The organism is Paenibacillus sp. J31P13, assembly GCF_056269295.1.
The window spans coordinates 239,349-261,246 of record NZ_JBWDNR010000001.1; the positions used below are offsets into that span (position 1 = coordinate 239,349).

Annotated in this window: 16 protein-coding genes; 15 read left to right on the top strand and 1 reads right to left on the bottom strand. The window is 44.7% G+C overall.

The features are described 5' to 3' along the window. Window positions 1-67: 67 nt before the first annotated feature. Window positions 68-916, top strand: a complete 849-nt coding sequence (locus tag AC0YOD_RS00890; protein ID WP_475798329.1) for a uroporphyrinogen-III synthase — start codon at window positions 68-70, stop codon at window positions 914-916. Between the two features lie 9 nt (window positions 917-925). Here AC0YOD_RS00890 and AC0YOD_RS00895 read toward each other — a convergent pair whose 3' ends face one another. Next, window positions 926-1,765 (bottom strand): polysaccharide deacetylase family protein, encoded by an 840-nt coding sequence (locus AC0YOD_RS00895; RefSeq protein WP_475797369.1) that lies wholly within the window; start codon window positions 1,763-1,765, stop codon window positions 926-928. A 528-nt stretch (window positions 1,766-2,293) separates the two neighbouring features. Here AC0YOD_RS00895 and AC0YOD_RS00900 point away from each other — a divergent pair. From AC0YOD_RS00900 to AC0YOD_RS00965, 14 genes are all read left to right on the top strand, one after another. Then, complete coding sequence (locus AC0YOD_RS00900; RefSeq protein ID WP_475798330.1) at window positions 2,294-3,130, top strand: sugar phosphate isomerase/epimerase family protein; 837 nt, start codon at window positions 2,294-2,296, stop codon at window positions 3,128-3,130. Window positions 3,131-3,410: 280 nt separating this feature from the next. After that, window positions 3,411-5,786 carry a glycoside hydrolase family 95 protein gene (locus AC0YOD_RS00905; protein ID WP_475797370.1) on the top strand — a complete coding sequence of 792 codons (2,376 nt, stop codon included), beginning with the start codon at window positions 3,411-3,413 and terminating at the stop codon, window positions 5,784-5,786. A gap of 13 nt (window positions 5,787-5,799) precedes the next feature. Continuing rightward, on the top strand, window positions 5,800-8,628 hold the full coding sequence (locus tag AC0YOD_RS00910) for a glycoside hydrolase family 3 C-terminal domain-containing protein (protein ID WP_475797371.1): 2,829 nt from the start codon (window positions 5,800-5,802) through the stop codon (window positions 8,626-8,628). 335 nt (window positions 8,629-8,963) lie between these two features. Beyond that, on the top strand, window positions 8,964-9,311 hold the full coding sequence (locus tag AC0YOD_RS00915; RefSeq protein ID WP_475797372.1) for a hypothetical protein: 348 nt from the start codon (window positions 8,964-8,966) through the stop codon (window positions 9,309-9,311). 55 nt (window positions 9,312-9,366) lie between these two features. Beyond that, window positions 9,367-11,169, top strand: coding sequence for a sensor histidine kinase (locus AC0YOD_RS00920; protein ID WP_475797373.1), 1,803 nt, complete (start codon window positions 9,367-9,369; stop codon window positions 11,167-11,169). Next, complete coding sequence (locus AC0YOD_RS00925) at window positions 11,162-12,718, top strand: response regulator (protein WP_475797374.1); 1,557 nt, start codon at window positions 11,162-11,164, stop codon at window positions 12,716-12,718. The genes AC0YOD_RS00920 and AC0YOD_RS00925 overlap by 8 nt, the downstream gene beginning before the upstream one ends. A gap of 270 nt (window positions 12,719-12,988) precedes the next feature. Further along, window positions 12,989-13,948, top strand: coding sequence for an ABC transporter permease (locus AC0YOD_RS00930; RefSeq protein ID WP_475797375.1), 960 nt, complete (start codon window positions 12,989-12,991; stop codon window positions 13,946-13,948). Between the two features lie 12 nt (window positions 13,949-13,960). Further along, window positions 13,961-14,851, top strand: a complete 891-nt coding sequence (locus tag AC0YOD_RS00935; RefSeq protein WP_475797376.1) for a carbohydrate ABC transporter permease — start codon at window positions 13,961-13,963, stop codon at window positions 14,849-14,851. Window positions 14,852-14,920: 69 nt separating this feature from the next. After that, window positions 14,921-16,636 (top strand): ABC transporter substrate-binding protein, encoded by a 1,716-nt coding sequence (locus tag AC0YOD_RS00940; RefSeq protein WP_475797377.1) that lies wholly within the window; start codon window positions 14,921-14,923, stop codon window positions 16,634-16,636. Window positions 16,637-16,726: 90 nt separating this feature from the next. Beyond that, entirely contained in the window at window positions 16,727-18,751 is a 2,025-nt protein-coding gene (locus tag AC0YOD_RS00945; RefSeq protein ID WP_475797378.1) for a beta-galactosidase, read from the top strand. A gap of 223 nt (window positions 18,752-18,974) precedes the next feature. Then, entirely contained in the window at window positions 18,975-19,427 is a 453-nt protein-coding gene (gene spoVAC, locus AC0YOD_RS00950; protein WP_475798331.1) for a stage V sporulation protein AC, read from the top strand. A gap of 1 nt (window position 19,428) precedes the next feature. Next, a complete protein-coding gene (gene spoVAD, locus AC0YOD_RS00955; protein WP_475797379.1) occupies window positions 19,429-20,442 on the top strand; it encodes a stage V sporulation protein AD in 1,014 nt (337 codons plus the stop codon). A gap of 6 nt (window positions 20,443-20,448) precedes the next feature. Further along, window positions 20,449-20,799 (top strand): stage V sporulation protein AE, encoded by a 351-nt coding sequence (spoVAE, locus tag AC0YOD_RS00960; RefSeq protein ID WP_475797380.1) that lies wholly within the window; start codon window positions 20,449-20,451, stop codon window positions 20,797-20,799. Between the two features lie 140 nt (window positions 20,800-20,939). Next, complete coding sequence (locus tag AC0YOD_RS00965) at window positions 20,940-21,896, top strand: AAA family ATPase (RefSeq protein ID WP_475797381.1); 957 nt, start codon at window positions 20,940-20,942, stop codon at window positions 21,894-21,896. The last annotated feature ends 2 nt before the right edge of the window (window positions 21,897-21,898 follow it).

Here is a 21,898-nt window from a genome sequence, read left to right on the forward strand (position 1 = left end):
CCTTTTGGTATAATGACCTCGGCTAAGGCTAATTTACTGAAAGTACGGTGGCTTAAACAATATGGGAATGTCCAATTTGAAAGACAAAGTGGTCGTAATAGCAGGCTCTCGAAAGACGGATGAAATGAGTTTAATTATAGAAAAGCAGGGCGGTATTCCGCTCGTTCGTTCTCTTCAAGGCTTAACAATGTTTGAAGAGACGTTGCTCGCTGAGCCGCTGCGGAAGTTTGCTGTTGATGGAGCGGATTGGGTCATTTTGACGACTGGAATGGGATCGGACAGCCTTGTTAACGCAGCTGAGAAGCTAGGTGTGTGTGAACCGTTTCTTGCTAAGCTTAGCGAAGCGAACATTGCAACAAGAGGCTACAAAACGACTGCTTTTGTTAAACGAATGGGCTTGAAAGCTCTTGTTAGTGATGATGATGGCACGATGAAAAATTTGAATGAAAACTTGTCCACCCATGACTTTAAAGGGAAGCGTGTTTGGATTCAGCTGCATGGAGAACCGGCACCGGAGCTGGTGCGTTTTCTTGAGAAAAAAGGGGCGGCAGAGGTCGTATCCGTGTTGCCGTATAAGCATGTTCCGCCTCAAACGGACACTTTAGATACCTTTTTGTCTGAGCTGGCTGGAGGCATTGTCGATGCGGTCTGCTTTACAACAGCTGTACAGGTTCACTATTTGTTTCGATATGCGAAGGAAACCGGTCGTGAAGCGCAGCTGTTGGAAGCGCTGGATGGGCATGTCGTGGCGGCAGCAGTTGGCAAAGTAACAGCCGAAGCTTTGAAGGAATACGGCCTAACTCGTATTATTATGCCTCAGCTGGAGCGAATGGGTGCGTTGGTTATTGAGCTTGCCCGTTATTATGACGCGTTAGATAGCCATATTAATGAAGAAAAACAGCAGACAAAAGAATAGACTAGCCTCTCATTTCCAAATTTGTGAGTTTGGATCAGCAAGATCGCCTAGACTCTCCTGGGTGAAATCCAGTTCATAAAAGCCTATCGCATAGATAGCTTCTTCGAATAAGGTCATTATTTTCTGTCCATTTTGTTCCTGTATCCGGAAAGCTTCCGAATTTAAATGGTTCATAAAGATATCCATGTCCGAAATGGAATCCGCCGTTCCTTCTGGGCGCAAGTTCCCATCTTGGATTTCATTTTGAACGAGCTCCTTGAAGGCAGCCTCTGTTGAAGCATGGTCCAGTAACGCATCCTTTACCTGCAGGCGGTCTCCGGTTTGAAGATCAAATACAAATGCTTGTTTTTTCTTTAAGGGGTGAGCCTCTGGCATCATGCTGAAATCGCCGCTGGAGAGAATACTGATAATATGCGGACTAAGGTAAGTCACTTCAAATTGGTTCGTAATATGACCAAAGAAGAAGGACTCCTCTGTCGTACCATAGGTATCAAACCAGCCTTGCCTATCCTTCTCTAGTTCCATGAGGTTTTCCTCTGCTATGATTAAGGCTTGAGCAAGCTCTTCGTCTGCATAGGCTTGCAAGGTTCGATTAATCTTATTTTGTATGTTCTGATCATCCATGCCGCTTAATTGAACAATGACAGAATCTTTGCTGTAGCTCACATGCGCTTCGCTCGATTGCAACGGGAATTTTTCGATTTTGATTTCTTCCTTGGTTTCTTGAGGCATTGGCGTCTCTGCAGCAGGTGTGGGAGATACATTCGTCATTTGGTTTGGATTGTTTGTACAAGCGGTAACCAAAAGAACAGAGAGGCATACAATGATAAGAGTAAATGTCTTCTTCATAGTTCTCCTCCATCTTCGTTATCGAATAACCTATTGTTACGTTAGTTTAACGAAATAAGGGCATGATTGCAAAGTTGAGTCGTGTAGAAAGAGTGACTTTACTTGGAAAAGATTGCGAATGCTTAAATTCTTCTATGGACAATTTCCGCGTTGTCCGTGGGCACATACACTAATGGTGTATAGCCCAATCGGTGCTGGAAGGGGAGGAGCGCTGTGAGTAAGAGGACATTAATGGTGGTGTCGCTTGTACTTTACGCTTTGCTTGCCATTTTATTTCTGATTTTATCGATTTTTGATTAAGAGAAGGCATTGCGAAGCAAGGGCTGCCTCCAAAGTAGAAGTATCTACTTCGGAGGCAGCCCTTTGTTATTCCATATCTTCAAGTGTTCATGTAATCGCTTCATTAATATAGAAGGATTTTGGACGATGGCTGCGAATAGAGTAAGAGTGGTTAAGTTCACAAGAGCAATAACGCAGAGCAGGATGAGAATGGAATCAACACAAATGGATGAAAGAGGTGCTAATGGTATGTTGAGAGGAATAACGGGAGCTGGGCTTGGTCACATTGAGAATGATGAACGTTTAATTGAACTAGCCGGAGCATATGGCTTTCAAGCTGTAGATATAGATGCTGAATCATTGATTCATCGGCATGGCGTGGAGAATGCGCGTCAATTATTAAAGAGCAATGGCTTGGTTATCGGCTCAATCGGACTTTCCGTTGAATGGAGATCAACAGAAGCAGTGTTTCTTGAGAGCTTGAGAGGTCTCGCTGCATCAGCTGCAGCAGCAGCGGAGCTAGGGTGTACGAGCTGCTGTACATATGTATTGCCATCTACTGACTTTAAAGCCGCGCACTTTATGTCTCTTGCCACAAGAAGATTGCGGACATGTGCGCAGGTGCTTGGTGCATATGGCATCCGGCTTGGCTTAGAGTTTGTTGGACCGCATCATTTGCGTACACATTGGGAAAATCCTTTTATCTGGACGCTGGAGGAAACGCTCGACTGGATTGCAGCAATTGGAGAAAGCAATGTAGGCTTGTTATTCGATTCGTATCACTGGTACACGAACGGCTTGACTGTCTCAGATATCGAAGCGCTTCGTCCAGATCAAATCGTTCATGTACATATTAATGACGCACCGGATGTGCCGGTTGAGGAAGCATTAGATAACGGACGCTTATATCCAGGTGAAGGAGTTATCGACTTAGTTGGTTTTGTTAAAGCTTTAGACCGAATTGGTTACAAGGGCGCTGTTTCTCAAGAAGTGCTAACGGCTGAGAAACCATCCGATTCTCCAGAGGTGCTTATCCTTCGTTCGAAGGCAGGCTTTGATAAAGTATTTGGAGAAGCTGGGCTTTAAAAGTTGTTTCTTTTTGATAATTAAATGATTGTTGATCGTTTTGATAGTGTTATGCTTGAATCGCAAGACCAACCAGAAAGTATGGTTGGTCTTTTTTTTGTATGAGGAGGGGATGAAATGCTAGAAAAAAGGGGGTATTTCTTCAACAAACGCTAATTTTCATATGATTTTATATGGAATCTCATGGGTACTGTACGTGAAGGCTATTCCGTTATGATGGAAGCAATAATGAGATTTTGGGAATTCGAAAATAATGAAAGCGATAACAGGAGCTGATTACATGGGACAGTGGATTGCGAATGAACATCCATGGACACTTTGGTACAAACAGCCGGCTTCGAGATGGGAAGAGGCGCTGCCGATCGGCAATGGCCGTTTAGGCGGTATGGTGTTTGGCGGCATCGATAAAGAACACATTCAATTAAATGAAGATACACTCTGGTCGGGCTTTCCGCGCGATACGAATAACTACGAAGCGCTGCGTTATTTGAAGCGTGCGAGGGAGCTCATAGCGGAGAAGCGATTCGTAGAAGCGGAGCAGCTCGTGGAAGCAAGGATGCTCGGAACCAATACGGAATCGTATCAGCCAATGGGCGACTTGTTCGTGGAGCAGCATTTTGGGGAAAGGGCTGTGGAGCATCATCATTTTATCCGGATGTTGGATCTAGATGCGGGAATAGCGACGACAAGCTTTCACATAGATGACACCATTTATCGCCGTGAAATATTCGTAAGTGCGGTTGATCAGGTGCTGTGTACAAAATATGAAGCGCTTGGGAATACCCCTCTTTCTTTAACGGCTTTCCTCCAAAGCGATATGAAATTTGAGCTCACTTCAGAAGGAAATGAGATCATCGTGCTTCATGGACGATGTCCGAGCCATGTAGCGGACAATTATAGGTGGGATCATCCTCTCGCGGTGCAATATGAGAAAGATCGCGGTGTTACTTTTCAAGCTAGGCTTGGTGTAAAGCTTGATGGCGGAGAGGTGTCGATAGTCGGAGAGCATCAACTGAAAATTGAGGGCGCTCATTCGGTTACTTTTATGCTTAGTGCGGTTACAAGCTTCGAAAGATTCGATCGTCAACCGGCTAATTGTGAAGAGAAACTTCATGCAGAGAGCAAAAGGGTGCTTGAAGCAGCTTTTACCATTGGGTACGAGGAACTTCGTGAACGTCATATAAGTGATCATCGCAGCCTTTTCCAGCGTGTGGATCTTAATCTAGGAGAAACGTCTAACGGACTGCTGCCTACCGACGAACGATTGGAAGCCTATAAGAGGGGTGAGCAAGACCCGCAGCTGGAAGCGTTGTATTTCCAGTACGGACGATACTTGCTCATGGCAAGCTCACGTCCCGGTACACAACCCGCTAATTTGCAGGGGATATGGAATCATCGGGTTCAGCCCCCTTGGAACAGTGATTATACGACAAATATTAATACGCAAATGAATTATTGGCCGGCAGAGCTCGCTAATTTGAGTGAATGCCATGAGCCTTTGCTGGATATGATTGGGGAGCTTAGCGAAAGCGGAGCGCGCACAGCAGCTATCCATTACAATAGCGACGGCTGGGTAGCGCATCATAATGTTGATTTATGGCGTACCTCAACGCCGACTGCCGGACATCCTAGCTGGGCTTTTTGGCCTATGGGAGGTGTATGGCTTACTCAGCATTTATGGGAGCACTACATATATAATCCAAGTGAGAGCTTCTTGCGGGATAAGGCATATCCGCTTATGCGCGGCGCAGCATTATTTTGCCTAAGCTGGTTGCAGGAGAACGAGGATGGGCTGCTGATGACGTCGCCTTCCACTTCACCGGAAAATAAATTTCTTACCGCAGAGGGGGAAGCATGCAGCGTAGCGGAATCCTCCGCGATGGATATCACGCTCATAAACGAGCTGTTCGCGCACTGTTTGATGAGTGTGCAAATACTTAATCTTAATGATCCAATAGCAGAACAAATAGCTGCTGCACGCTTGAAGCTTCCACCTCTTCAAATATCATCAGCAGGCTTGTTGCAGGAATGGCATGAGCATTTCGAGGAGCATGAGCCGGGACATCGCCATGTTTCTCATTTATATGGATTATATCCAGGTACAACGATCAACAAGGAAGCGACGCCGGAGCTTCTTGAAGCGGGAAGGCTGTCGCTGGAGAGCCGGATAAATAACGGGGGCGGGCACACAGGCTGGAGCTGCGCATGGCTCATTAATTTGTACGCGCGACTGGGTGACTCAGAATCGTCTTACCGATTTATTCATACGCTGCTTGCAAGATCGACTCACCCTAATTTATTCGATGATCATCCGCCTTTCCAAATTGATGGTAATTTTGGCGGTACTGCGGGCATTGCCGAGCTTCTGTTGCAAAGCCATTTGGACTGCATAGAGCTTCTGCCTGCATTGCCAGCTGCTTGGCCGAACGGTTATGTAAAGGGCATCAAAGCAAGAGGCGGGTTCATTATAGATATGGCATGGGAAGAAGGCAAGCTGACTTCCGCTCGTATTCAATCGACGCATGGACGTACTTGCAGGATCTGCTATAAGGATGCCGTATCCGTTCAATCATCAGACGGTGTCATGATCGACGCTTCAAAACCCTTTAAAACGAAAGTAAATGAATGGTATACCCTATCCCCAGCAACTCAATAAGGAGAGAACAACAATGACAAACAAAACAGGTTTTCCGTTTGAAAATATAGCTTTGCCGGTTGAAGAGCGTGTAATCGATCTTGTATCCCGCTTTACGCTTGACGAGAAAATTGAATCTATGGTGCAATACCAGCCGGAGATAGAGCGGCTTGGCGTTAAGCCTTACAAGCATGGAACAGAAGCGGCGCATGGTATGGCTTGGCTAGGAGAAGCAACGACTTTTCCACAGCCAATCGGTCTTGGCTGTACCTGGAACCCTGTATTGCTGAAAGAGGTTGGCTCTGTAATCGGAGATGAGGCGCGTGTTTATTTTCAGCGTAATCCAGCCATTAACGGCTTGACCCTCTGGGCGCCAACTGTAGATATGGAGCGTGATCCGCGCTGGGGCCGGACAGAGGAAGCCTATGGCGAGGACCCTAAGCTAACAGGCGAGCTGACTGCTTCACTGGTGCAAGGTCTGCAAGGCGATCATCCGCTCTATTACAAAGCGGTAGCGACCTTGAAACATTTTATTGGGAACAACAATGAAATTAATCGCGGCAGCTGCTCAGCGAGCATTGATCCAAGGAATATGAAGGAATATTATCAAGCAGCGTTCAAACCTGCCTTCGTTAAGGGCGGGGCGCAATCCATGATGACCTCGTATAACTCTGTCAATGGAACACCAACCATATTGCATGAAGATGTCAATAAAGTGGTGAAAGAGGAGTGGGGGATGAACGGATTTATCGTCAGCGATGCTGGTGACTTGCTCGGTATCGTTAATGATCATAAATATTATGATTCCTACAAGGACGCAGTTGCTCATTCCATAAAAGCTGGAATTGACAGCATTACGGATGACGCAGAGAAATCTTGCGCAGCTATCCGTGAAGCATTGGCTGAAGGCTTGCTTACCGAGCAGCATTTGGATAAAGCGCTTATCAATACATTCCGTGTACGTTTCCGCCTTGGTGAATTTGATCCTGAGGACCAAAATCCTTACGCGAATACGCCTGAGTCCAAGCTTTGCGCGCCGGAACACGGTGAATTGTCACTGCAAGCCGCACGGGAGTCAATCGTTCTGCTTAAAAATGAGAATAACATGCTTCCATTAAATAAAGAGAAGCTGAACAGTGTGGCTGTAATTGGACCGCTTGCGGATGTTGTATATCGTGACTGGTATTCGGGCTCTCTTCCTTATAAAGTAACACCTCTTGAAGGGATTTCGAGCAAGCTTAGCGGCAAGAGTGTATCATTCAGCAGCGGAAATGACCGTGTAGTGTTGAAATCAGCAGCGAATGGTAAAGCATTGGTCGCTGACGCTGCTAATGAGAGTCGTCTTCAGGCTAGCGCGTCAGAAGCTGATGGAGAGTCATTTGAATTGACTGATTGGGGCTGGGGAAGCTATACGCTCGAGAGCAGCGCGTCTGGAAAGCTTCTAACTAGCGCGGATGATGTTAATGTCGCTGCGACTGCAAATGAAGCGTTCGGCTGGTATGTCAAGGAAGTATTCAAGCTTGATAAGCAAGGGAATGATCAGTTCGCGATTCGCACATGGAATGGCAAGCTGGTAACGGCGCCAAACGGTGGTTCCGATTCTCTTCAAGTCACAGAGGCGGATACGATCGGTGAAACAGAGCTGTTCACGAAAAATGTGATCAAGGATGGCCTTGCAGAAGCAGTGGCAGCCGCTAAAGCGGCTGAGACAGCAATCGTTATTGTCGGAAACAACCCGCTCATTAACGGCAAAGAAGAAATTGACCGTCCGAGCCTGGATCTAGCAGCATCGCAAAATGAACTGATACGTGCTGTGCACGAGGCTAATCCGAACACGGTTGTTGTCGTAATCGGCAGCTATCCATTCACTTTGAATGCAGTTAACGAGCAAATACCAGCCGTTCTTTACTTGTCGCATGCGGGTCAAGAGCTGGGCAATGCTATTGCTGATGTGCTGTTTGGCGATTATTCGCCAGCTGGTCGTCTTAATATGACTTGGTACAAGTCAGAAGAACAGCTGACAGATTTAATGGACTACGACATTCTAAAGGGTAAAAGGACTTACCAGTTTTTTGACGGTGAACCGCTATATCCATTTGGTTATGGACTTAGCTACGGATCATTCAGCTATAGCGAGCTAGAAATAGTGAATGATGCAACGGGTTTAGACGGTAAATTAACAGTAAATCTTGATGTCACTAACCATTCGTCGATAACAGCTGACGAGGTTGTACAGCTGTATGTGCGAATTGAAGGTTCAAGGGTAGTGCGTCCACTGAAGAAGCTGGTTGGCTTCACTCGTGTAACGTTACAGCCTGGCGAGACGAAGGCAGTGCAGTTGATTGTTCCTGCTGAAGAGCTTGCTCTCTGGGATGTAACGCGTGATCGGTTCTGCTTAGAAGAGGCTGACTATAGCTTTACAGCAGGCGGTTCATCTGCGGATGTCAAATCCACTAATACGATTAGAATCGCAGGTGAGAAAATACCAGCTCGCAACCTGTCGGTACAGACGCGTGCAGAGAACTATGACGATTACGAGAATGTTTATTTGGATGAGAGTAAAGAAGGCGGAACATGCGTAAGGCTGTCGGCGCCGGAGGGTTGGATCAAGTTTGCGGATGTCGATTGGAGCAAAGGATCATCGGCTTTCGAAGCGCGTGTAAGCGGCGGATCGCGAGGAGGCCAAATTTCAGTTCTAATCGGCAGTGCCTCTAGTGCTGTAATGAGCTCGAGTCTAGTATCTCCAAGCGACGAGCAGCAATGGGAGACGGTTCGTATCGAGCTTCCTGTTAATCTGCCGACTGGTGATTTGATTATTAATTTAACGGATGGCGTGAAGCTCAGCTTCTTCCAAATGAAATAGAGTCAAATGTAAGGACATAAGGATGCAAGGATGAGCGCGGGGAAACAACTCTAGCTTGGAGGGGGACATCGGAAGACAGAACCCTCCGACTATCAGTTAAAAAAAGGAAAAGTTTTCGTTGATTTGTATTTCGGATATTAAGATCTACCTATGAATTTCTCTCTAAAATATGTTTTATACAGCAAAGAGTTTTCATAGTCGCTGCGTCGGCGATGGAAGCTCTTTTTTGCAATTTAGGTATTTTTAAGCATGAGCAAAAGGTTGCAATTTCGTATATGTCGGATTATCCTAAAGTTTAACGATTGAATCACAAACATAGGAGCTGCTTTCAGATCATGAATGATATTCAGATAAGTTTATACAAGGACTGGATCGACACGGTGAAGTTTATTTTTAAAGGATCGGGTCGCCCGCTGGATAATAATATAAGCGATAAGGATGCTGCTCTTGCTTATTACAAGGGGACAGCTTCATCCGAGGAAGAAGCCATGCAGCAAAGCGAAGCGAATGAAGAACGATTAGCATCCATTGAACGCATTATTTTGGACAACCTAGAGAAAGTTATTATACCGGACATTCGGAAAAGAACAGGCTACACAGGGAATCAATTCATCTTCAAATGGGTTTATAATATGGGCGAGCATGTTATCGAAGAGCATTCATCCTACCGAATACCGCTTTAACAGCTTTTGCAAATAATAGTAAACGCTTTCCTTTAAGAAGGAGGAGAAGGCCTGAATGAGGCTGATCTTAGAAAAGCTGACACATAAAACAAACAATATTCGGATCAAGAACAAGCTTATATTTTCCTTCTTGCTCGTCGTATTCGTTCCAGTATTAATTGTCGGTATTTTTTTGACAACCGCTTTGCGCCAAAATGTGTTGGACCAAGCGACTCAGCAAATAACGAACAACGTGGAGAGAATCAAGAAACAAACCTCAGATATTATTAGAATGCCTATTGAAATATCGGATAAGCTGCTTGTTGACAGTCGGTTGACGAACATTGTGAATACGCAATATCAGTCAACATTTGATGTGGTTCAGGCTTTTTGGGATTATCGTGATTTTCGCGATTACGTTAAGCTTTACAATGAGATTAATAATATTCGGTTCTATACAACCAATACAACTATCCTTGAAAATTGGGAGTTTCTAAAGGTAACGGATGATGTGACCGAAAGTGCATGGTACAAATCAGCGATGGAGAAAGAGGGCATTCACTGGGGGTTTATCAAAGATGAAACAAAGGCAAATAACAACTATTTAAGTCTCGTTCGCAAAATCACCTTCCCGGCTTATCGTACAAGCGGAGTGCTCGTTATTGGGGTTGATCAGAAGCTGTTGAATGCGATGATCAGTCAAGAGCCGTTTGATACGATGATCATCGATGATAATGGTTATATTTTTGCTGCAAAAAATCCGAGCTGGGTAGGTAGAAAAATATCAGAACTTGATTTTGCGAGCCAGTTGACCGACAAACCAGAGGGTACCTATGAGTTTAAATATGAGGGCAAGCCATCTAAAATCGTTGTTGAGAATCTGATGCCGCAATCCAGTGTAAATGGACTGAAGATCATCTCTGTTTTCACAATTGAAAGTATCGTTAGCGGTGCGAACAGAATCAATTTGCTTGGTTTTGGTATCATCATGATCAGTCTTCTAATTGCCTTTATACTGATTTATATCTTTGCGACTATATTAGCGAAGCGTATGCTTGTGTTGAATAAAGACTTAAATAAGGTCGCTATGGGAGATTTGAAAGTTGTTTCTCATGTGACAGGCAATGATGAAATCGGTATCCTCGCCAAGCAATTCAATAATATGGTTGTCAATATACGAGGATTAATGGATGAGGTTGCAGAGTCGCATAAGCAGAAGGGTCTGCTTCAGATTAGGCAAAAGGAAATTAAACTGAAAATGATGGCTAGTCAGATTAACCCTCATTTTCTATTCAATGCGCTGGAGTCGATTCGAATGAAAGCCCATTTGAAGGGCGAGACGGAGATTTCTTCTATCGTACGAATGCTAGGCAAAATGATTCGTAGAAATCTAGAAGTAGGTACGAAGAAAATTGCTTTGAAGGACGAGCTGGAGCTTGTTCGGTGTTATTTGGAAATTCAAGCCTTCCGTTATGGGATTGATAGATTAACCTTTCACTTAGATACAGATGAGCGGGGTCAAGATTTGGAAATACCTCCGCTTATTATTCAACCCTTAATTGAAAATGCCGTTGTGCATGGACTTGAGAATATTGCTGAAGGCGGCTTTGTTCGGTTAAATACAAAGGTTGCTGATGGGATGCTGCGAGTTGAAATAGAGGATAACGGTGTAGGTATTTCAGAGGATAAAATCATTCAAATTAGTGATTCCTTACATGATATGGAGGAAGACGAGGAGTATAGAATTGGATTGCGCAATGTTCATCAGCGTTTAGTTCTGATTTATGGGGAAGAGTGTGGTTTGACAATCAAGAGCACGCTTGGGTCAGGTACGCTTATTACTTTTGAAATTCCGATTGGGGGTCATCTACATGCATAAGGTTATGATCGTTGACGATGAACCAATGATTCGTGAAGGTCTGAAAACATTAATTGATTGGGGAAAGCATGACTTCGAGGTTGTTGGCGTTGCTGCAAATGGTCGTGAAGCCATAGAGAAGCAAAAAGAGCTTGATCCAGATATGATCCTCATCGATATTCGCATGCCAGGTATGGATGGATTGCAAGCCATCGAAGAAATAAGAAAAACGAATGGCATCTGTCACTTTTTAATCTTAAGCGGTTATGCTGATTTTAGCTATGCGAAGAAAGCTATTGCACATAATGTAGACGGTTATATTTTAAAGCCAATTGATGAGGATGAATTGGAGAGTTATGTAGAGCGAATTAGCGCGGTACTTAAGAAAAAGTCTCAATCCCAGCTGAACACGCAGCAGACGACTGTACTTCTTCGGGATGAAATGCTGCAGCAATTAAGCACAGGCAAGCTCGGTGGAATTGGAACAGGCATTCAAGATTTGCAAAAGTTTCTGGGGACGCCTGCTAAAAATTATCAATTGCTGCTCATTGAGCTTTATAGCCGAGAGCATTCACTGACGATGAACGCACAGCTTAAGAAAAAGCTGGCTGAAGTTGTGGAGCAGAAGGAAATCGGCTGGGTATTTGCGGCAGAACCGTTTGTTGGTGTTCTGCTAAAGGATTATATGCTTCAAAATAGTGCTTTGGAGCAAATGACGGGTTGGATTGAGGAATGCTGCGGGCCAAGAGTGCGTTTCGCAGCGGCAGCGAGCGAACCCGTTCGTGAATTGAATGAGCTTCAGGAGTGGCCTCCGGCTGTGCGCAAATTGCTGAAGCAGCGATTTATGCTTCTGGGTCAGCGTATTCATATTGCCTCTTTATCCGAGGTCATTAATTCAGCAGAAGATAAGCATGCGGAGGAATTCTCCGTTGAAGGGCTTGCACAGAGACTTTATTACATGCTCGACATTGGGAGCAAGGATGGCGTGAACTCTGCTATAAAGGAAGTATCTGATCGTATTTGCGGACATGATACCTCTGAGCAATTTGTGAAGTCAAGCTGGGCTCAAGTGCTGACGATTGTCCTTAACAAAGCAGCAACGTCGAACCCTCAGGTATCGGTACAAGAAGATTTACTTATGATCACAGCCCTGTATCTGACCCATCATTATGATGAAATGCTTTCACAGCTGCAGCAGAAATTATCGCATTTGGCAGAAAAGATTGGGAAGTCGGACAGCGTGTCTGTTCTCAAGCAAATGACTGATTTTATCGAACGTCACTATAACGAGAATATTAAGCTAGAAACGCTCGCGGAACTCTTTAACTACAACAGCAGCTATTTGGGTAAAATGTTCAAAAATTACACAGGTGAGCATTTCAATACGTATTTGGATCAGATTCGCATTCAGCATGCAATCGAGCTGCTTCAAGAAGGTTTGAAGGTGCATCAGGTGTCAGAACGTGTCGGATATGCAAATGTGGATTATTTTCATAGCAAGTTCAAGAAATATAAGGGTGTTTCACCGTCATCCTTCAAAAGTGCGACGGGAAAATCTCCTACAGAATAATGGAATTGCATGAAAACCTGCATGGCTCTAAGAGAAAAGACGTATTTCCCTCCTCATTTCCTCGGAAAAGGAGAGGTGAATTTCGTCTTTTTTTGTCTTTTTTAAACCTAATTTGTGGTAATGAAAGCGTTTGAAAAATCTTATTTTCATATGATTTTAGGTCTAATTTAGTGGGTGCAAGAGTATCGTGTTCATCGTTTATGATGGAAACAGAGAAGAGAGAGTAAACAAAGCAGACAAGAGAAAGCTTTTTATTTAGGAGGAGCAGCGATGAAACCGCTAACAGAAGGTACCCAAAAAGCAGGGTCGACGAACAGAAAGAACCGATTTTGGTTCAGAGCTTTCCAGCAGCGCTACTTGTACATGATGTCACTTCCATTTGTTATATGGATCTTCATTTTCAGTTATGTACCGGTTTGGGGCTGGTTGACCGCCTTTCAAAACTACAAACCAAAAAATTCGATTCTCGATCAAAAATGGGTCGGATTCGATAACTTCGTAGAGCTGTTCCAGGATGAAAGATTTTATATCGTCTTGCGGAACACACTAGCCATGAGCTCGATGGGCTTAGTTATTGGATTTACAATTCCGGTCATTTTCGCTCTATTATTGAATGAGTTGAGAGGCCAGTTCTTCAAGCGCTCGATTCAAACCATATCTTATTTACCTCACTTTGTATCTTGGGTCGTTGTTGCAGGACTCGTAACGAAGATGCTTTCTACGGACGGCGGAGCCATTAACCAATTGTTGATGTATCTAAATATTATTGACACGCCGATTCAATTCATGGCTAAAGGAGAATGGTTCTGGGGTATTGTAACGCTTTCCGATCTATGGAAAGAGATGGGCTGGAACTCCATTATCTTCCTTGCAGCTATGGCGGGTATCGATCCTGAGCTTTATGAGGCATCGACCGTGGACGGCGCAGGCAGATTCCGTAAAATGTGGCACATCACACTGCCAGGCATTCGAACAACGTTTATGGTCCTTTTCATCCTATCGATTGGACATTTGGTCAGTATTGGATTCGAGAAACAGTTCTTGTTAGGCAATCCTCTCGTATCTGACTTTTCAGAAGTACTTGATCTGTATGCGCTGAAGTACGGTATTCAATTGAGCCGATATTCGTATGGTACGGCAATCGGTATATTCAACTCCGTAGTCAGCATCCTATTAGTGTTCATCGCGAACGGAATATACAAACGAGTCACCAAAGAATCGATCATATAGGAGGAACGACATATGCATTATGCACAAAAAAATATAGGCGACAAATTATTCGATATCTTCATTTATGTGTTCATGATTTTTGTAGCAATCGTAACGCTGTATCCGTTCCTGAATGTACTAGCCATTTCGTTTAATGATTCAGTAGATACAGTAAGAGGCGGCTTGACTATCTATCCTCGTGATTTTACTTTGAAAAACTACGAGACGATATTTGGATTCGACGGATTGCTTACTGGATTCAAAAACTCCGTCATTCGGACGGTTGTTGGTACGATAGTCGGAGTACTTTCGGCATCTATGATGGCTTACACGTTAAGCCGTCCTGATTTTCAGGCGAGAAGATGGATGTCTGTCGTGTTCGCACTTACGATGTATTTCACAGGCGGTCTAATTCCAGGCTTCTTGTTGATGAAAAACCTAGGCTTGATTGGTACTTTTTCCGTTTATATCATTCCTGCTATCCTGAGTGTTTGGAATGTATTCGTAGTACGCTCGTATATCGACGGACTGCCTTATGCACTTCAAGAATCTGCAAAGATCGATGGCGCTAATGATTGGACTATATTCTGGAAGGTTATCCTTCCGCTTTGTCAGCCGGTGCTGGCAACCATTGCATTGTTTATCGCTGTAGGACACTGGAATTCCTGGTTTGATACGTACTTGTTCAACAACCGGAATCCTGATAATACGACCCTGCAGTACGAGCTCATGAAGGTGCTTCTATCTACACAGACAGGCAGCAACTATCGTGACCCGAATTCACAACTGTCGCTTGCTTCAGTTTCACCGGAATCGATTAAAATGGCGATTACGATTGTCGTAACGGTACCTATTCTTCTGGTCTACCCGTTCCTTCAAAAGTACTTCGTTAAGGGCATGACGCTCGGAGCTGTAAAAAGCTAACTTTGGTAATAGCAGATTTTCTGTTATATACATGTTATCAGGTAAAAGAAAAAGGGAGGCATTTTAGAAATGAAGAGAAAAATGCAGATGGTTCTTAGCTTGATGCTCGCACTCGTATTCGTATTCGTCACAGCTTGCGGCAATTCGAATGAAGGCGGCACAAACAAAGGAAAAAATGAAGGTTCAGCAAATGCTACAAATGCACCAGCTGAAGTGGAGAAACTTGATCCTATCACGATTCGTGTCGCTTCAGGTGATAACAATCCGAACTGGGATGATATGAAATCCGATGTAGGTAAAGTCATTCTAGAAAAAACAGGCATTACGATGAAACAAGAATTTCCTGTAGGCGGTTCGGACGCTGATATGTTCGCACTCATGGTAGCAAGTGATGATTATCCGGATCTTGTTATGCCAAAAGGTCAAGCAGGGAAATTGGTTGACGCAGGCGCTTTGCTCGACCTTCGTCCATTGATCGAGGAGTACGCTCCTAACCTGAAAAAGGTATATGGCGAATACTTCAACCGTCTAAGCTGGAATGCGGATGACGATGCCATCTATATCCTGCCGCAAGACGGTGTAGGTCAAACTTACTTTGATGCAGGCGGCGGCTTCCAATTGCAGCACCAAGTGCTTGAAGCAGCTGGTTACCCAGCAATCAAAACCGTTGAAGATTATGAAGCAGCAATCAAAGCATATATCGAGAAAAATCCAAAAACGGCTGACGGTCAACCGACTATCGGTATGTCACTTAACGGCGGCGAATGGCAGATTGTAATTTCTGTAACGAACCCGGCTTTCTATGCAACTGGCGCGCCAGATGATGGTGAGTTCTTCATCAACCAAGAAACACATGAAGCAATCATGCACTACCAGCGTCCTGAAGAGAGAGAATATTTCCGTTGGTTGAACCACATGAATGATATCGGTCTTCTTGATAAAGAAAGTTTCGTACAAAAATATGATCAATATAAAGCGAAAATCGCTTCTGGCCGTGTGCTTGGACTTATTGATCAGAACTGGGATTACGGCGATGCTGAAAATGCATTGAAAGCTGAAGGTAAATTTGGATCCACTTACGCTCGTTTCCCTGTAACCTTGAATGAAACGTTCCAAGACCATTCTTTCCAAGGAACAGGTTATATTGCAGGTAACGGTATCGGTATTACAAAAGGTGCTAAAGATCCTGTTCGTTTAATCAAATTCCTTGATTACCTGGCTTCTGATGAAGGTCAAGTACTAGTGAACTGGGGTGTTGAAGGTACACATTACAATGTGGAAAATGGCAAACGTGTCATTCCTGCAGATGTTCAAGCTCTAAAATCAAATGACCAAAATACATTTAAGAAAACAACAGGTATTGGCAACTACTTGCTATCAGCTCGTTATGGCGATGGTGTGTTGGATCCATCTGGAAACTACTACACAACGACATTCCCTGAGCAAATTCAAACGGCTTATTCCGATCAAGACAAAAAAACTCTTGCTGCATACGGCGCAACAACTTACAAAGATCTATGGCCTGCGGATGATTCATTCCCAGAGCGTAAATACGGCGCAGCTTGGACGCTTCCTTTCGAAACAGGCTCCCAAGCAAACGTCATTCAACAAAAAGCACAAGACATTATGAAAAAGCGTATTCCAGAAGCTATTCTTGCTAAACCAGCTGATTTCGATAAAATTTACGATGCATTCTTGAAAGATCTTGATGATGCAGGCGTAGCTAAATTGAATGCTGAATTTACAAAAATGGTACAAGATCGTGTAGCGCTTTGGTCAAAATAAGCTTAAAATAAGCACGAATGAAGAGAGCTCATATCATGAGCTCTCTTTCCAGCATTCAATAACATGAACGACAGTGAGGAGAATGAAATAATGATACATAATAAACTTCCTAAAATATGGTACGGTGGAGATTATAACCCTGAGCAGTGGAGCGACGAGACGATGGAAGAGGATATTCGCATGTTTCATCTTGCGGATATTGACGTAGCAACAGTCAATGTCTTCTCTTGGGCGCGTATTCAACCAAATGAAGAAACGTACGACTTTGGAGGGCTGGATAAAATCATTGACAGGCTTCACCAAGATAATATCTCGGTATGTCTGGCAACGAGCACAGGTGCTCATCCCGCATGGATGGCAAAAAGGTATCCAGACGTTACTCGTGTCGATTACGAAGGACGTAAGCGGAAATTTGGCGGTCGTCATAACTCTTGTCCAAGCAGCCCGACCTACCGGAAATATTCGAAGCTCATTGCAGGCAAGCTCGCAGAACGCTACAAGGATCATCCGGCGCTAGTCGCTTGGCATATTTCGAATGAATATGGCGGTTATTGCTATTGTGATAATTGTGCTGAGGAATTCCGTGTATGGCTGCAACAGCGTTATGGCACGATTGAAGGACTTAATAAAGCTTGGTACACAAGCTTCTGGGGACATACGTTCTATGACTGGGATGAAATCGTACCTCCGAATGCGCTAAGCGAGGAGTGGGCCGGTAATCGTACAAACTTCCAAACGATCTCGCTTGATTATCGCAGATTCCAATCTGATAGCCTGCTTGATTGCTACATCTTGGAATACGATGAGATTCGTAAACACTCACCGAATATTCAGATTACGACAAATCTGATGGGTACTTATCCAGAGCTTGATTATTTCAAATGGGCTAAGCATTTGGATGTTGTATCCTGGGATAACTATCCTTCTATCGATACTCCGGTCAGCTTCACTGCAATGACACATGCTTTGATGCGCGGTCTGAAGAGCGGACAACCCTTCATGCTAATGGAGCAAACGCCAAGCCAGCAGAACTGGCAAGCATACAATGCGCTCAAGCGTCCTGGTGTTATGCGCTTATGGAGCTATCAAGCGGTTGCTCATGGTGCGGATACAGTCATGTTCTTCCAGCTGCGCCGCTCAATTGGAGCTTGTGAGAAGTATCACGGTGCGGTAATTGAGCATGTTGGGCATGAGCATACTCGGGTATTCCGTGAATGTGTGGAACTCGGACAAGAGCTTACTGCTTTATCGGATAAGCTGCTTGATTCACGCATTGAAGCGAAAGCGGCAATCGTATTTGACTGGGAAAATCGCTGGGCGGTCGAGCTCTCTAGCGGACCGAGTGTCGCGCTTAAATATGTAGACGAGGTTCATAAATATTATGACGCTTTGTTCGAGCTGAATGTTGAGACTGATATGATTAGCGTAGAAGAGAACTTTGAAAAATATGATCTCGTTATCGCACCTGTTATGTATATGGTAAAACCCGGATTTGCCGAGAAGGTAGAGGCTTTTGTTGAGCGCGGAGGCACATTTATTACTACTTTCTTCAGCGGCATTGTCAATGAGAATGACATCGTTACAACGGGCGGTTATCCTGGCAAGCTTCGCAAAGTACTCGGCATTTGGGCAGAGGAAATTGATGCATTGCTTCCTGGCCAACAAAACCAAATCGTAATGAAAAACGTAAATGGTGCGTTGAGCGGCACATACACTTGCAGCATTCTCTGTGACTTGATTCATTCGGAAGGCGCTGAGGTTGTAGCAGAATACGGCTCTGATTTCTATAAAGGAATGCCTGTTGTAACAGTTAACAAGTTTGGCAAAGGTGAGGCATGGTATATTGCTTCAAGCCCTGATGAGCATTTCTTGAAATCCTTGCTGACGAACATATGCAAGGACAAAGGGATTGAAGCGTTGCTTGATGTACCTTCTGGTGTAGAAGTGTCGCGTAGAAATAAAGATGGCAAGTCATTTACTTTTATATTGAATCATAATTCGGAAGCGGCAGAGCTGCAGCTTGGCGTAGAGCCTCGTACGGATTTGTTGACTGGCGAGCTTGTTAGCGGAGCTTATAGCTTAGCAGCGAAAGGCGTAATGATTATTGAACAATAGAAATGACCAATCCATATAATAGAAGGAAGAGGAATGTCCTCGGCTGATTGTCAGCTGAGGATGTTCCTTTTTTTTTATGTTCGAATATTGTTTCCTCTAATTACAAATAATGTACATGAACGAAGGGGAAGATTAGAAATATTCGGTTACTGGGGAAATGACAACCATTAAGGAGAGTGCAGCATTGGCTAAAAAACGCAGCGGCGGTCAGCCTTATAAAAAAATGACGATGTCTCCAAAAGAATATCAGTCTTTTGCCAAAACGATGGAACCGCCTCGCTCCATCTTCGGAAACTGCATAAAGGCCTTTCTTTTTGGCGGCGCATTATGCGTCCTTGGACAATGCATTCAGGAGCTGTATGTGCATCTTATGGGAATGACTGAAGAAGCAGCTAGCAACCCGACAGTTGCGACGCTCATTTTAATATCTGTTATTTTAACGAGTTTGGGTGTATACGACAAAATTGCACAATGGGCGGGAGCAGGCTCAGCGGTTCCTGTAACCGGCTTTGCGAATTCGATGTGCTCAGCAGCACTTGAGCATCGAGCTGAGGGTCTAGTGCTTGGCGTTGGGGCCAATATGTTCAAGCTGGCGGGGTCCGTTATCGTATTCGGAACCGTTGCAGCTTTCTTCGTCGGTATTGCACATCTCATACTGGGAACAGGAGGGCAATAATATGCTGCGCGGTAAACAAACGTGGTGGTTCGAGAAGCGTCCTGTCATTATCGGTGAGGCGACTGTTGTTGGTCCTGATGAAGGGGATGGGCCGCTAGCAGCAGATTTTGATCTCGTTCATCCCGAGCTGGAGATGCAGCAGAAAACTTGGGAGAAAGCAGAGAGGCTGCTGCTGGAGCAAGCATCCCAATTTGCGGTTCAGAATGCACGTATTGAAAGTGACCAAATTCAATTTTATGTCGGCGGCGATCTCATGAATCAAATTATAAGCAGCAGCTTTGCCGCAAGAACCTTAGGTGCTCCATACCTCGGTGTATTTGGCGCATGCTCAACCTCTATGGAATCGCTGGCGATTGCGTCCCTGATTGTTAATTCAGGCTCTGGGAGTCATGTGCTGGCCGGCACATGCAGTCATAACTGCACGGTAGAGAAGCAATTCCGTTATCCAACGGAATACGGCGCGCAAAAGCCGCCTACCGCACAGTATACCGTGACAGGTGCAGGTGCAGCCGTAATAGCAGCAGAGGGCGAAGGACCAGTGGTAGAATGTGCAACAATCGGTAAAGTCATTGATTTGGGCATTACGGACCCGTTCAATATGGGTGCTGCGATGGCGCCGGCAGCGGTAGATACGATTCAAGCTCATTTTAATGATACAGGGCGTACGCCGAGGGATTATGATCTCATCGTAACGGGAGATTTGGCCGGAGTTGGGCACCCCATTGCTAGAGAATTGCTGCTTCAAAACGGGGTGCCGATTAATGATACGGTATTTGGTGACTGCGGCTTGATGATCTATGATGTGGCCAATCAGAAGGTGCAGGCTGGCGGAAGCGGCTGCGGCTGCTCAGCGGTCGTCACGTACGGGCATTTATTGAAGCGATTGAAAAAGGGAGAATTGAAGCGAATATTGGTTGTTGCCACAGGGGCTTTGCTTTCACCGCTTTCTTATCAGCAAGGCGAGAGCATTCCATGCATTGCACATGCGGTTGCGATCAGCGCAGGAGGGGAGTAAGCGTTTATGATTTTTTTATGGGCGTTTCTAGTTGGTGGAGGAATTTGCGTATTGGGTCAATTAATGTTTGATGTAGGCAAGCTGACTCCCGCACACACGATGTCAACCCTTGTTGTTATTGGTGCAATTGTTGACGGGTTTGATTTATATGAGCCTCTAGTGAAGTTTGCAGGGGCAGGCGCTACGGTACCGATTACAAGCTTTGGCAACGCTCTCGTTCATGGAGCATTGACAGAGCTTCATGATCAGGGCTGGATTGGTGTCATTTCAGGGATATTTAAAGTAACGAGCGCTGGTATTTCGGCAGCTATTATTTTCTCGTTTTTGGCGGCGCTGATTGCCCGTCCCAAAGGCTGAATATCGGTCTATCAATTGGAGGATCCTGTGGGATCTTCCAATTTTTTTTGGAACGAATTCGTTTGTACTACGTAAAGGTATTACTGTAAAATAGTAGTATTGTAACATAGAATGCAGCTTTATTTTCGGGAGGTAATGAAATGGATATTCGTCCTGCAGACATGCAATTATGCGCTACTATATTACGCAATTTAGAAACTTGTATTCTCGGTAAACAGGAAGAAATCCAGAGATTGCTTATCGCCGTTATCGCAGGTGGACATGTTCTGCTTGAAGATGTGCCGGGAACTGGAAAGACGCAATTGGTGAAAGCGCTGGCAAAAACGATCGGCGGGCAATTCCGACGTATTCAATGCAATCCAGATCTGCTTCCTACTGATATCACAGGTGTTTCTATTTACCATCCGAAGCAAGAAGCTTTTATTTTCCGATCAGGTCCTGTAATGGCTAATATTTTGTTAGCTGATGAAATTAATAGAGCGACGACGAAGACGCAATCTGCGCTGCTTGAGGCGATGGAGGAAGGACATGTAACGGTAGATGGCGATACGTATGAGCTGCCTAAGCCGTTTGTTCTGCTTGCCACGCAAAATCCAATAGAATTCGAGGGCACCTATACGCTCCCAGAAGCGCAGCTGGACCGGTTCATGATGAAGCTGTCGCTAGGCTATCCAAGTGAAACCGATGAACAGCGGATGGTCTTATCTAATGAAGGAATACATCCATCAGACCGAATTGAGCAAATGATTAATATAGAGGATATGATCCATATTCAGGATCAGGTGCAGCATGTACATATCGATGATGCTGTAGGCAAATATTTAGTTACGTTAATTCGCGGCACAAGAGAACACGGGAGCGTTATGCTGGGCGCGAGTCCGCGAGCAGCGCTTGCACTAGCAAGAGCCGCTAAGGCAAGAGCCTATATTCAACAGCGTCAATTCGTTACCCCGGATGATATTAAGGAGCTGGCTCCTTTTGTTCTATCACATCGCTTGCTGCTTAAGACGGAAGCAAGAATGAATGGGCTGAGAGCAGAGGATATCATTTCACAGGTGATTCAGTCTACAAAAGTGCCGGTCCGGCTAGAGCGCTAGCC